Here is a 12,712-nt window from a genome sequence, read left to right as displayed (position 1 = left end):
CATAAGACAAAGAACGGACATTAGCTGACTGAACACTCAGAATTTTGGATTAACTTCCACCAAATCATACATAGTCTATTCTTTTATATAAATAAAACGGATTAATTTGGAAGGTGGCTTCTCGTACTCATCTGCGACGAGAGCCAATACATGCACTCGAGAATATCGACCCTTGTCACAAACATTAAACTGAAACTAGTGCTAATACTCGGCGCGAGTCACCTACTTCATGGGTGCAGTGAGCAAGCCTTCGCGGATTCGACAACGCCTGAAGCTTTTAATATTACTTCTGTGGAAGCCTCTTCAAACTCGATAAAGACCTTTGATGTAGTGTGGGGTGAAAGCACCAACGCGAATTACTATCAAGTTTGTCTTTATGACAATACCCAAACAGACAATTGTTTAACACTTGGTAGCACGACTACCAACACAAACCAAACCGTCACACTTGATGACACATTGCTAGGCTCGGAGCTTGAGTTTTTTGTCATTGCTTATAATGGAACCGAACAAACCTCGAGCTCGATGGTGACACCAGACAGCGCAACCATAGTTGCTGCCATTGGTTATTTTAAAGCCTCTAATACCGAATCTGATGACAACTTTGGTGTTTCTGTTTCATTGAGCTCAGATGGCAACACGTGGGCCGTAGGCGCTTATTCTGAAGATTCCGATGCTACAGGAATTGATGGAAATGGATCGTCCAATGCTGAGTTATTGTCTGGGGCAGTGTATGTTTTCATCCGCAGTAGTAGTACATGGACACAGCAAGCCTATGTGAAAGCATCGAACACTGAAAGTGTTGATCGGTTTGGCTTTTCTGTTTCGTTGAGTTCAGATGGCAATGCAATGGTTGTGGGAGCTTATGGCGAAGATTCTGAAGCTACAGGGGTTGGCGGCAATGAGGCACTCAACGGAGCAGGTTTGTCAGGAGCCGCATATGTCTTTAGCAGAAGTGGCAGCACTTGGTCACAGCAAGCTTATGTCAAAGCCTCCAATACCGAAGCCAATGATAATTTTGGTCGTTCTGTGGCAATAAGTTTAGATGGTAATACGTTGGCAGTAGGCGCAAATGGTGAAGACTCGGAGGCCACTGGTATTGATGGAAATGAATCACTGAGTAGTGCTACTGAGTCCGGGGCAGTGTATGTTTTTACTCTAAGTGGCAGTACTTGGTCACAGCAATCCTACATCAAAGCCTCTAACACTGAGGCTGACGACAACTTTGGTATTTCTGTTTCTTTGAGTTCTGATGGCAATACGTTGGCAGTGGGCGCGAATGGTGAGGACTCTGAAGCTACAGGTATTGATGGAACTGAATCGGTCAATGGGGCGCTGCAGTCAGGAGCGGTGTATGTCTTTAGCAGAAGTGGTAGCACTTGGTCGCAGCAAGCTTATGTTAAGGCTTCCAATACCGAAGCTGATGATAATTTTGGCGCTTCTGTTTCCATTAGCTCTGATGGCAATACGCTGGTGGTAGGCGCTGATGGTGAGGACTCTGAGGCCACTGGCATTGATGGAAATGATTCGCTCAATGGTGCACTCTCCTCGGGAGCGGCGTATGTTTTTAGCAGAAGTGGTAGCACTTGGTCACAGCAAGCCTATGTGAAAGCATCTAATACTGCGGCTGATGACAACTTTGGTGTTTCTGTTTCAATCAGTTCTGATGGCAATACGTTAGCAGTGGGAGCAACTGGAGAAGACTCAGAGAGCACGGGCGTTGATGGAGACGGAACGGTTAACGGGGCATCAGCATCAGGGGCGGTGTATGTCTTTAGCAGAAGTGGTAGCACTTGGTCACAGCAAGCTTACTTTAAAGCGTCCAATGCTGAAGCTGATGACAACTATGGTGCGTCTGTGTCATCAAATTCAGACGGTAGTACTTTGGCAGTGGGTGCCGATGGTGAAGATTCAGAAGCAACCGGCGTTGAAGGTGATGAAACAGTCAATGGTGCTTCAGCATCAGGAGCTGTGTATCTGTACTGAATGTATCCGTATAGGTAATGAACATAATAGCCACTGACTTAGGTCAACCAGAATCTAGATTTGAAACAGTCTTGCGTTAGTTAAAGAATTCTAATTCCACTATTGCAACGACTGGTGTAGAGTGGCCGTTTTTACCATCTTGTATCTATAAAAGTATGCTATTTCGCGAACTAGGCCTTTGTAACTCTTTATGTGAAACCGTTGAACAGTTGGGTTATACCGAGCCAACTCCAATTCAATCCAAGGCGATCCCGCTGGTATTATCGGGTAAAGACTTGCTAGCAGCGGCACAAACGGGAACAGGCAAAACTGCAGCGTTTTCATTGCCAATCATTAATCAAATGCTTAAAGAGCCGATTGCCGTCAGCAGCGAGAAAAAAGTACGTTGCTTAGTTTTAGTGCCAACCCGCGAACTTGCACAACAGGTCTTTGAGGCTGTGGTTAGTTTTAGTAAGGAAACCAGCCTGCGATGTGTTGCTGTTTATGGTGGAACAAGCATAAAAGCGCAAAGGGATGCACTAAAACTTGGCTGTGACATTGTGGTCGCGACACCGGGGCGTTTACTGGACCACCATCACTGTGGGCATATTAGCCTAAAGCATGTAGAACATTTTGTATTGGATGAAGCAGACAGAATGCTGGATATGGGATTCAAACCTGATATCCAGAGAGTTCTTCGTCACCTCAAGCCGCAGCGTCAAACTTTGTTGTTTTCAGCAACGTTTACTCCTCAGATAAAAGAACTTGCTTATAAGCTACTGAATGAACCCGAAGAGGTAGAAGCCTCCGAGCAAAATAGCACAGCGGCCACAGTAAAAGAGATGCTATATCCAGTTGATAAGCAGAAAAAAGCCGCGTTGCTTGCCTATTTAATCGGTTCGCGAAACTGGCAACAAGTGTTGGTTTTCACTCGAACTAAAGAGGGTAGTGACAAGCTGGCAAAAGAGCTCAAACTAGATGGAATTAAGGCTGTTTCCATTAATGGTGATAAAAGTCAGGGTGCGAGAACGAAAGCACTAGAAGACTTTAAAACCGGTCAAGTTCGCGCCTTGATTGCAACCGATGTGGCTGCCAGAGGCTTAGATATTCCCCAACTTGATCAGGTTGTTAACTTTGATTTGCCATTCAAAGCAGAAGACTATGTCCACCGTATCGGCCGAACAGGACGAGCTGGAAGAGAAGGCTTGGCGGTGTCGCTGATGTCCCACGATCAAGAGTATCTGTTGACTCCGATAGAGAATTTGTTAGATAGGCGTTTGCCACAAGAATGGCTAGCAGGATTTGAACCTAGCCCAACCCCTGTAAACGACAAGCCTGACCAACCTCGCCAGCGTAAAGGCCGCAATCGAGATAAGCAGAAATTGAAGGCAAAGCTGAAAATACATGCAGGGCGCGGTAAAAAGAAAAGTTAATTGAAAAGAGGCGAGAGAGCCGAATGCCAGTCAGTTTAACTGACTGGCATTACCCACAAAAGGGCTTGTTTATGACGAAGAGGCTTAGTTTCTTAGAAGCGGTCTAACGTACAATCAATCCGAGTAAAATACCGACAGCACCAAAGTCAGAATCACTGAAAGTCGTGTTGGCAAAACCAAGGTCTCCAAGTACAGGCATTAGGAATACTGGTAGGAAAGTTATCAATAAACCTTGTGCAAAAGCACCCAAAATAGCACCACGTCGGCCACCTGTCGCGTTACCAAATACACCTGCGGCAGCACCTACGAAGAAGTGTGGTACAACACCAGGGATTATGACAGTTAAGCCCATCATATAAAGTAAGAACATACCAATTAGGCCTGCTGAGAAACTAGAAAGGAAACCAACTAGTACCGCATTTGGTGCGTATGGGAATACCACAGGACAATCTAAAGCAGGTTTTGCGTTTGGCACTAACTTATCAGAGATACCTTTGAACGCAGGCACAATTTCAGCGATCACCATTCGTACACCTTGAAGAATGACGTATACACCACCGGCAAAGGTAATAGATTGCATCAGTGAAAACATAAACCACTGTTTACCACCACTGACTTCACGAACATAGTCACCACCGGCAAACAGACATGTCACGATAAAGATGATGCCCATAGTAAACGAAATCGCTACTGGAGTATCACGCAGGAACAGCAGGCTTTTTGGCACATTCATTTCTTCGGTTGAATGTTCTTTGTTGCCAAATTTGCTGCCAATGAAGCCTGCAAGGACATACGAGAGTGTCGAGAAGTGCCCAATGGCTACATCATCAGAACCCGTCACCTGCTTCATATAGCGATGTGCAATAGCTGGGAAGAAGACCATTACAGATCCCACAACAACAGAACCAAGTGCAATCAAAGGGACGCCACTCATTCCGCTTGAAGACAAAATCGCCGCAACCATCATCGACATAAACAAGGTATGGTGACCTGTTAAAAAGATGAATTTCCATGGTGTGAGGCGCGCAATCAGGATATTCACTACCATAGCAAAGAACATGATCATTGCCATTTCTTTACCGAAGGCTTCTTGTGCAATCGAAACAATCGCTTCGTTGTTAGGCACTACGCCAGTGATGCCAAAAGCATGCTGGAATATAGTAGCGAAATCTCCAAGTGAAGTTACTACAAGACCAGCCCCTGCTCCCAATACGATGAAGCCTAAAATCGTTTTGACTGTACCTTTGATGCATTCAGTGACAGATTTTTTTTGGGCAATTAAACCGATGAGAGCAATGAGGCCGACCAGAACCGACGGTTCTGATAGGACATCATTCATTAAGAAACTAAAGAACTCCATAGCGCCACCTTACATAACACTAAGTTCTTGAAGGGCGGCAGATAAACGCTCTTTCATTGCTACTTTGTCAACCATATTATCGAGTGCGACAATACGTTGCTCGACACCTAACGCGTTAAGCTGTTCAGCGATATCGTTGGTTCCAATGAAAATATCGCAAGCTGTACCTTTTGCAGAGCCAAGATCAATATGATCTACAGAAGCATCAACATTGAGTTCTTTGACAATACTTTTGACGCTCATTTCCATCATTAAGCTAGTACCAAGACCGTGACCACATACAACCATAATTTTCATAATTCAGACCTTTTATTTTAATAGGGGGTATACCCAATTTTGCTTATGGGTTTCTCAGGAGTTTTAGTTAGTATTTTTCGATGATTTCGAGAACATCTTTTGTAGATTGAGCTGTGCAAACAGCATCAACATGCTCTTGATTCATAAACAGCTCAGCCAGTTTAGAGATGGCCTCTACGTGGCTATTACTGTCTGTTGCTGCAAGGGTAACCAGCATTTTTACTGGATCATTTTCTTGTGAATTGAAAGCAACACCATCTTGAATGACGGTAATCGCCAGTGAAAGGCGGTTCACGCCATCTTCTGGACGGGCGTGAGGCATTGCCATGTTTGGGCCGACAACATAATAGGGGCCGAGTTCTTCATGTGAGCGATAAATAGCGTCTACATAACTAGGCTCGATAGAGCCGTTCTCGATCAATGCTTCACAAGATTTGTGGATTGCGTCTTTCCAATCTGATGCATCTTTATGGATGCGAATCACGTCAGAAGTAATCAGTTCACGTAGCATTTGTGTTTCCCATTGGTTATGTCAATGCTGGGTACTCTAGCGATCAATGTGACAACAAAACGTGACAAACCTCGCAAATGGTAGCGCTATCTGGTAGCGTTATCATTGTTTGTGATAGCGCTATCATTTTCTCAAGTTGATTGAGTTTCATATGCTTGTGATCAACATCTAATGGGCTAATATCATTCCCTATAGAGTGCTGTGGTAAGATGGCGCGGCAAAAATAAAAACGATTAAAATTCAGAACAATGAGCGAACCCCGCAAACGAAGAAGTACCGGTAGTATTACCTTGGCTGATGTGGCAAAGAAAGCTGGAGTGGGCACAATGACAGTGTCACGAGCTTTAAGAACGCCAGAATTAGTTTCAGAGAAGCTTAGGGAAAAGATTCAGCAAGTGGTTGAAGACCTAGGTTATATTCCAAATAAAGCAGCAGGTGCTTTGGCGTCTGCAGAAAGCTATTCTATTGCTCTTATTATCCCTTCTGTATTTGAAAAGGCTTGTGCGCTATTTCTGCCAAGGTTCCAGCAAACATTGAACAAAGCGGGCTATCAACTGTTAATTGGATACAGCGATTACTCTATTGAGCAGGAAGAAAAGCTACTTACTACGTTCTTACAAAGCCGACCTGCAGGTGTTGTCTTATTTGGGAGTGAGCATAGTCAACGTACGGGCCAGCTATTGCAAGGATTCAATGCTCCTGTACTCGAAATTGCGGAAATGAGCTCGCATGCCAATTATCTCAATATAGGAATCGATTATTTTGAGGTGGGGAAAACCTGTACCAAACACTTAATTGAAAGAGGATTCAAGAACATAGCGTTTATTGGTGCGAGAGGGAATCACTTTACAATGCAGCGTAAATTACAGGGTTGGCAAAGTGCGATGATAGAAAACTATCTCGCTCCAGATCATTTTCTTACCACCCATGAAGCGCCTTCTTCACAGTTGGGCGCTGAAGGGTTAGCGCAGTTGATGTTACGTGATTCTAACCTGAATGCCTTGGTTTGTAGCCACGAAGAAATCGCGATTGGTGCTTTATTTGAGTGTCATAGGCGAGTGCTTAAAGTACCAACCAATATGGCAATCATTTGTCTGGAAGGCTCCTCAATGGGTGAGCATGCATATCCAAGTTTGACTAGCGCAGAGTTTGACTATGAGCAAATGGGGATACAAGCAGCAGATAAGCTATTACAGGCTATTAAATGTAAACCAGTGGATAAATCTACCCAGGTAGGCTTCAAGCTAATACAACGTGCGAGTACAGCTCTAAACTAATTTTCAATAAACTCATTTAAACGGCTGCCAGCTGAGCAAAATGAATGTATTGATAAGGTTTCTGTAGCTTACAGCACGCTTTGCATACTTCTTTCCGTAAAAGATATTGTGCTTAAACTTCAGTAGCCTAGTTACCATAAAGCAACTCCATTGCTCAAGGCGGAGGCTTATTGCCTGTTCATTAATCCAGAATGTCGACGTCCCGCAATTTGTTAGGCATTACAGTACAGATTCCACTTTTTGTTTTTCAATGACGTTTACGTATGAGGTTATAAGTAGTGATTGGGAGATCGTAAGCGCCGAATATGGTCCCATCGAACTAAGTAACAAAACCCAAGTAGGGAGAAAATCAGTAAGATGGTAGTCAAAAATAATAGTGTTATTTCTGCAATTCTTATATTTACTTTCAAAGGTAATTAATTGACCAGAATTAGTTAATTAAGCAAGTATTAACGCTGTTATTCTTTATTATTGGAAAATTAAATTCACTATAATTTTATCATAGTAGATATTGTGATTAATTATTAGGGAAAAACGTTGACACTATAAGTGGTTATATTAGTTTGTCCGGGGAATTTGATACAACAGTAATAAAGAGAACGAAAAATGAAAAAAATAAGTTTACTAGCCTTAATGATCGCCGGCGTATTACCATTCGCCGCTAACGCTGACGTAGATCAGCCAACTCAAATAGGTAATACGCTTGACGTAACCTTTTATGCGGCAATTAAACCCGAATGTACATTATCAGGTAGTTCAGTTGCTAACTTTAGCCCTACCGGTGATGGTAGTGACCCTAGCGCAGTACAACAGGCCACCGAAACATTGACATTGACAAACTGTTACGTGCCAGGGAGTGCACCTGATATTTATACTAAGTCAGATACTCATTCACTTACGAATGATAATGACGGTAACGATCAAGTCGCATTTAATCTATATACAGATTCAGATTACAAAACAGCGATAACTAGTGAAGGTTCAACAAACCCTGTGCCATTACCAGTAACCTTAGATGACCATACTGGAACTGCAACCGTTTATGCTCAGACTGCCAAGTTCACTGGTGAGAATGCCGCTACATATAAAGGAACTGTAACATTTGAAGTTTATTACTAAACTTTAATCGTAGTAGAAATTAAATAAGATTGCAGTTTATACCTATACTGCAATCTTCTTCATTTCATGGGTTAGGTTAATAACGAGTTAACTTAAACGCTATTGTATTTATATTCACTAGAGTCTTTAAATGAAATTTTTCTTATTCTTGATTTTTATTTTTTTATCACCAATTTGTAATGCACTCCAAATCGACCGTACCTCGTTAGCATATTCACATAATAGTAACATTGAAACGATAAATATTAGAAATAACTCAAGTGAAGCTAAAAGCTATCAGGCATCAGTATATGTTTGGCAAGATACTAATAGGCGACATCAAGTTAAGACATTTGATCTATTCCCATCCCCAACGGTTTTTACTATATCCGCACATGGCTCTCAATCAATTCGAGTTGGGCTATTTACCAAAAATCATTCTCAGGATGTCAAAGGGTATAGGTTGGAAATACAGCAACTTCCTCAAAATGAGTTGATGAGCAAAAATATCAACACTGGTATGCAAGTGCTTTATAGCGTCAATATTCCAGTTGTGGTATTTCCAAAACAACCATTGAACACGCAATGGCATTGGAACTACTTAAAAAATTCTCACCAACTCGTATTTACCAATACTGGCAATAGCATTATCAGCTTTAAAAAGTGTCTTTTTACAGATGATCATGGGGTGACACACAAACCCAAGCAAAGGGTCGCCTATGTATTTCCTGGCCAAACACTCCATATTTCAACGCCAGCCGATAAGAAGATCACCTCAATTTCTCAGAGTATTTATGACTTTAAAAGACAAACCAGTAAAACGATCACACTGCCCCAATAGGCTTTGATACGTTCTTAGTTGACGATAGTTCTAATGAAATATTTCTACAAATCCAAAAACATTTGCTGCCAGTTACTAGCTTTTACTATAGCCATCTTAACTGCTACTAAAGTGCTGGCTGTCACGGAAAGCAATTCTATTATTTTGAATAGTAGTTGCAATGTCCAAGTAAAAGACATTGCATTTGGTTATGTGCGCCGAGGCTCCTCCTCGCCTGCTATCGGCGCATTCAGAATTTTATGTGGGGGAGCAAACCTTAGTGATGGGACAATTGGTTACAGAATATGGCAATCCAATCATCAATTAGAACATACTGAAAACGGAGCTTCTTACTCACTGTATGCCAATGCAAGTCATAGTGCCCCGTTAGGTAATACTCCATTTGGCACCCAAGTTATCAAAGGAACATTTTCAATTCGCAACCGCCATGGAGAGTCAGGCTGGATCCCTTTGTATGCTTCTTTAACGATAGATAGGAATGCACCTCCACAACAAATTAGCCGCTCAATTCCACTTAAATACAGTCTGAACTACCTACTAGGTTAAGTGCTTTAATACCAACAGCAAAGCCAGACAGTGTAATTTTCTAGCTGGCTTTGTTCTTTAGTCAATTTATACATGAATTGAGATGAAATTTATTTTTCACAATACCTTGGCACTAATTCTTACGTTAACTGCTTTTCCATGTTGGGCAGATAACAAAGAGAATATACCTGCTATTTGTGTAGCATCACATGCGACTCCTGTAATTGCAGGTGTCACAATTAACGGTCAAACACAACAACTATCACCTGTTTGTGAAACAAGTAATCAGTTTTGGATCTCTGAGCAACTGTTAAAAAGGTTGGGCGTAGTGGACTTACACGACCTTAAAGAACTGCAGTTACACCAACATCAATTTATCGTTATTAATAAATCTAAGGTAAGTTGGGACCCACACTCACAAAACCTCTCTATCAACTTTCCATCTTGGCGATATAAATTGGCTAGTCACAATGTATACAACAGTCATGCTCACCCTAACTTGGAGCCACAATCAGCTAATGGAGTATTTCTTAACTATAATGTTTCTAGCTCGACCTTCAGTGGCTCGAACAACTTTGACTCTTCTATTTCTACAGAGTTAGGAGTGTTTACTTCACAGGCTGGCTTTTTCAGACAAACATCCGTTTGGAAACCCATCTCGGCTTCTAATAGCGCTTACGATACATCTAAATGGACTCGCTTAGATTCAACATGGCGAAAAGATTTCTGGCATGCACTTTCAACCTTAGAACTAGGAGATTCAACGACAAGTTCAGCTCATTGGGGGGGTAGCAGTAACTTCGCGGGCATCAGCTTTTACAAAAATTATGAATTAAACCCTAAGATTGATGTTCGTGCTTTACCCAGTGTCAGTGAAAGCTCAACACTACCACAAGATGTAAACTTGCAGGTCAATGGCGTTTCTGTAGGTAACTACCAAACCAACCCAGGTGGATTCCAGTTTTATAACATTCCAGTCAATAATGGTTTTGGTACTATTACCGTCAAATCTCAAGATAAAAATGGCAATAGTACTACCTATCAAATCCCATACTTCGCTAGTGACAACCTGCTTAAACCTGGGATATCTAGCTATTCATTTCAGTTCGGAAGTTTGAGAGAAGAGTATGGTACGAATAGCAATATGTATGGCGAATGGACTGCTGTTGGCAATTATAAATATGGAATGAGTCCATATTGGACTTCTGAAGTACATTCAAGCCTTTTTCTTAACCAACAAACCGTAGGTTTTACGCAGTACTTCGGATCAGGGCAGTATGGGACCTTCACGCTCGACACTGGCACTAGCCATAATCATTCGGGTATTGGAAGCTTAGTAGGGGTGGGATACCAGGTTTCCCGCAATCACTATGGGATAAATATCAATTATCAAAGAAATTCTGCAAACTTTGTCCAATTGTCTTCCATACCAACGAATAGCAACTCAGACAATTCAGAGCCAAGTTGTAACGAGTATCAAGCGGGCATTAGTCTCCACGCTCCACTCGGACACATTGCAACACTCTCAACGAGCGTTATCTATCAAAGTGCCATTGACTCCTCACCTTCGTACCACACGTACACGGCTGAAATTAATGCCAATTTATATCGCGGGCTATCAGTCTACTCTAATTACCAAGCTAACCAATCGAACAATGGCTCTTGGTCAGTTAACATGGGGCTTAGTTACTCTTTTGAGCATAGTAATGTAAGTAATCGCTACACGAGTAGTCAAACTAGTGACGACAATACGCTTTCTTTCTCAACTACAACGCAATTGCAATCAGATCAAGCGCTATCGACCCAACTATCTAACACCCACTATATGGAAAGTCATGAAGATAAACAGTCTGCTTCGATTTATCTCAATGGCGGTCAACATGGTGACTACAGCGCTAGCCTATACCGCAGCGACACAGAGAATCAGTTTACCGTAAATGCAAATGGTGGGCTTGTTTGGATGGATAATCAGCTCTTTTCTACCCCAACTCTACAAAATGCGTTTGCGGTAGTTGATACGTCGAGCTTTCGTGGAGTTGGAGTGCGCTCGAACGGAGTAGAACATGGTAAATCTAATTCTAATGGTGTCTATATTATTCCAGACTTACCTTCCTATACAGAAAGTACAATAGGAATTTCCCCTGATATCGCCATGAACTTAAAAGAGATGGATACAAGCTTTAAGGTGATGCCTGCTTATCGATCTGGTGAATTACTCAAGTTTGATATCGAACCTATCCATTATGTTTTGGCACATATAAAAGACCCACAAGGCAAGCCTCTAGAGGCAGGAACTGCGGTAGAAGTCTATACCTCTAGTGGCGAAGAGAGGAGTGTTTTGGGTAATGGTGGACTGCTTTACTTATCGACAACAAGCCAGTCACTTAAGGTTGTAGTTCTTACGGGCGAACAAAAGGGCGAAACTATTGAAGGGCATTATACACCTAACCAGGATATGGTGGTTCACCTTAGCAAATTGGCTATCACTCATGCACCCAAAATAGGGGAGACCAGCCAGAACAATATAGCCATTGCTACCAACAAAAGTATTGGCAGGGAAGCGAGCATTGATAGGGAGATGAGTATTGAAAGGGGAGAGTTACATGCCCTCCGCTCTCATAAAGAGCAATATGTAGACAAAAATTGTCTAGCGAACCACATTTCACCCGAGTTAATGGAGTACAGAAGTACAAACTTTGCATCCAAACACGTTGGGTATTTCGAACAAATGTTTAGTAAATATCGATCCTACTTTGTAGGGGAGCGATATGTCTCTACTCAGATTGTGTCGGACAACGCGCGTAATGCATGAAATTGAGATAGAAGAGCCTTCGTAGCTTTCACTACAAGGGCTCTAGGAGCATTATCTATGCACGATTAAATTTCCCAACTTTTAAGGAGATGGTTTAATTGCTCTTTATTTTCAACCGAAGAAACTAACCGTTTTTGTAGTTCGATATTCTCGTCAAACATTTCATCAAAGAGCTGATACCCACACTTGGTTAGTTCGACGATGATACTACGCCTATCAGACTGACTATGCGTTCTTTTAATTAGTCCTTTACCTTCTAGTCTATCTAAGCGGTTGGTCATTGCTCCAGACGTTAATAGTAAGGAGTTAAGTAACTCTGTAGGTGTCAATTGGTACGGCTTTCCTGCTCGTCTCAAAGTGGCGATAACGTCAAATTCCCCCTTTTTTAAACCATACTGTTTGTGAAGTGCGCCTAGTTCGACATCAAGTTTCTTGGCAATTCGAATCATCCTAGCGATAACCTCAGTGGCTAATATTTCTACCTCAGGTATCTCGTTGTGCAACTGTTCGATGATTGTATCTACGGATTTTGGAGCCATGGAGCTGTGACCTACACTAATTTAATCTTTATATAAAGATACTTTACATCAATC

At 42.1% G+C, this 12,712-nt stretch carries 11 protein-coding genes; 7 read left to right on the top strand and 4 right to left on the bottom strand.

All coding sequences use genetic code 11. The annotated features are described in order from the left end of the window. The first annotated feature begins 150 nt into the window (after positions 1 to 150). Complete coding sequence (locus L7A31_RS04885) at positions 151 to 1,986, top strand: FG-GAP repeat protein (protein ID WP_237360380.1); 1,836 nt, start codon at positions 151 to 153, stop codon at positions 1,984 to 1,986. 155 nt (positions 1,987 to 2,141) lie between these two features. Next, positions 2,142 to 3,398 (top strand): DEAD/DEAH box helicase, encoded by a 1,257-nt coding sequence (locus L7A31_RS04880; RefSeq protein ID WP_237360379.1) that lies wholly within the window; start codon positions 2,142 to 2,144, stop codon positions 3,396 to 3,398. 103 nt (positions 3,399 to 3,501) lie between these two features. On the opposite strand, the gene ulaA is transcribed toward L7A31_RS04880, so the two are convergent. The 3 genes from ulaA to L7A31_RS04865 all read right to left on the bottom strand — a co-directional run bounded on the left by ulaA (position 3,502) and on the right by L7A31_RS04865 (position 5,566). After that, on the bottom strand, positions 3,502 to 4,758 hold the full coding sequence (gene ulaA / locus L7A31_RS04875; protein WP_237360378.1) for a PTS ascorbate transporter subunit IIC: 1,257 nt from the start codon (positions 4,756 to 4,758) through the stop codon (positions 3,502 to 3,504). A 9-nt stretch (positions 4,759 to 4,767) separates the two neighbouring features. After that, complete coding sequence (locus L7A31_RS04870; RefSeq protein ID WP_237360377.1) at positions 4,768 to 5,055, bottom strand: PTS sugar transporter subunit IIB; 288 nt, start codon at positions 5,053 to 5,055, stop codon at positions 4,768 to 4,770. A gap of 67 nt (positions 5,056 to 5,122) precedes the next feature. Next, entirely contained in the window at positions 5,123 to 5,566 is a 444-nt protein-coding gene (locus L7A31_RS04865) for a PTS sugar transporter subunit IIA (RefSeq protein WP_237360376.1), read from the bottom strand. Positions 5,567 to 5,814: 248 nt separating this feature from the next. On the opposite strand from L7A31_RS04865, the gene L7A31_RS04860 reads away from it, so the two are divergent. From L7A31_RS04860 to L7A31_RS04840, 5 genes are all read left to right on the top strand, one after another. After that, positions 5,815 to 6,843, top strand: a complete 1,029-nt coding sequence (locus tag L7A31_RS04860; RefSeq protein ID WP_237360375.1) for a LacI family DNA-binding transcriptional regulator — start codon at positions 5,815 to 5,817, stop codon at positions 6,841 to 6,843. A 606-nt stretch (positions 6,844 to 7,449) separates the two neighbouring features. Continuing rightward, positions 7,450 to 7,962, top strand: a complete 513-nt coding sequence (locus tag L7A31_RS04855; RefSeq protein ID WP_237360374.1) for a spore coat protein U domain-containing protein — start codon at positions 7,450 to 7,452, stop codon at positions 7,960 to 7,962. 130 nt (positions 7,963 to 8,092) lie between these two features. Continuing rightward, entirely contained in the window at positions 8,093 to 8,782 is a 690-nt protein-coding gene (locus L7A31_RS04850) for a fimbrial biogenesis chaperone (RefSeq protein WP_237360373.1), read from the top strand. A 33-nt stretch (positions 8,783 to 8,815) separates the two neighbouring features. Further along, positions 8,816 to 9,328 (top strand): spore coat protein U domain-containing protein, encoded by a 513-nt coding sequence (locus L7A31_RS04845; protein ID WP_237360372.1) that lies wholly within the window; start codon positions 8,816 to 8,818, stop codon positions 9,326 to 9,328. 82 nt (positions 9,329 to 9,410) lie between these two features. Next, complete coding sequence (locus L7A31_RS04840) at positions 9,411 to 12,119, top strand: fimbria/pilus outer membrane usher protein (protein WP_237360371.1); 2,709 nt, start codon at positions 9,411 to 9,413, stop codon at positions 12,117 to 12,119. A 65-nt stretch (positions 12,120 to 12,184) separates the two neighbouring features. Here the strand turns inward: L7A31_RS04840 and L7A31_RS04835 are convergent, their stop codons facing one another. After that, positions 12,185 to 12,658, bottom strand: coding sequence for a MarR family winged helix-turn-helix transcriptional regulator (locus tag L7A31_RS04835; RefSeq protein WP_237360370.1), 474 nt, complete (start codon positions 12,656 to 12,658; stop codon positions 12,185 to 12,187). Positions 12,659 to 12,712 lie beyond the last annotated feature (54 nt).

Source organism: Vibrio marisflavi CECT 7928 (assembly GCF_921294215.1).
GTDB lineage: Bacteria > Pseudomonadota > Gammaproteobacteria > Enterobacterales > Vibrionaceae > Vibrio > Vibrio marisflavi.
This window is presented reverse-complemented; position numbering and strand designations above follow the sequence as displayed.

What these genes read in the sequence shown, in the direction of transcription:
- L7A31_RS04885 (WP_237360380.1), top strand. Translation starts at nt 151, where the DNA reads ATGCACTCGAGAATATCGACCCTTGTCACAAACATTAAACTGAAACTA.
- L7A31_RS04880 (WP_237360379.1), top strand. Translation starts at nt 2,142, where the DNA reads ATGCTATTTCGCGAACTAGGCCTTTGTAACTCTTTATGTGAAACCGTT.
- ulaA (WP_237360378.1), bottom strand. Translation starts at nt 4,758, where the DNA reads ATGGAGTTCTTTAGTTTCTTAATGAATGATGTCCTATCAGAACCGTCG.
- L7A31_RS04870 (WP_237360377.1), bottom strand. Translation starts at nt 5,055, where the DNA reads ATGAAAATTATGGTTGTATGTGGTCACGGTCTTGGTACTAGCTTAATG.
- L7A31_RS04865 (WP_237360376.1), bottom strand. Translation starts at nt 5,566, where the DNA reads ATGCTACGTGAACTGATTACTTCTGACGTGATTCGCATCCATAAAGAT.
- L7A31_RS04860 (WP_237360375.1), top strand. Translation starts at nt 5,815, where the DNA reads ATGAGCGAACCCCGCAAACGAAGAAGTACCGGTAGTATTACCTTGGCT.
- L7A31_RS04855 (WP_237360374.1), top strand. Translation starts at nt 7,450, where the DNA reads ATGAAAAAAATAAGTTTACTAGCCTTAATGATCGCCGGCGTATTACCA.
- L7A31_RS04850 (WP_237360373.1), top strand. Translation starts at nt 8,093, where the DNA reads ATGAAATTTTTCTTATTCTTGATTTTTATTTTTTTATCACCAATTTGT.
- L7A31_RS04845 (WP_237360372.1), top strand. Translation starts at nt 8,816, where the DNA reads ATGAAATATTTCTACAAATCCAAAAACATTTGCTGCCAGTTACTAGCT.
- L7A31_RS04840 (WP_237360371.1), top strand. Translation starts at nt 9,411, where the DNA reads ATGAAATTTATTTTTCACAATACCTTGGCACTAATTCTTACGTTAACT.
- L7A31_RS04835 (WP_237360370.1), bottom strand. Translation starts at nt 12,658, where the DNA reads ATGGCTCCAAAATCCGTAGATACAATCATCGAACAGTTGCACAACGAG.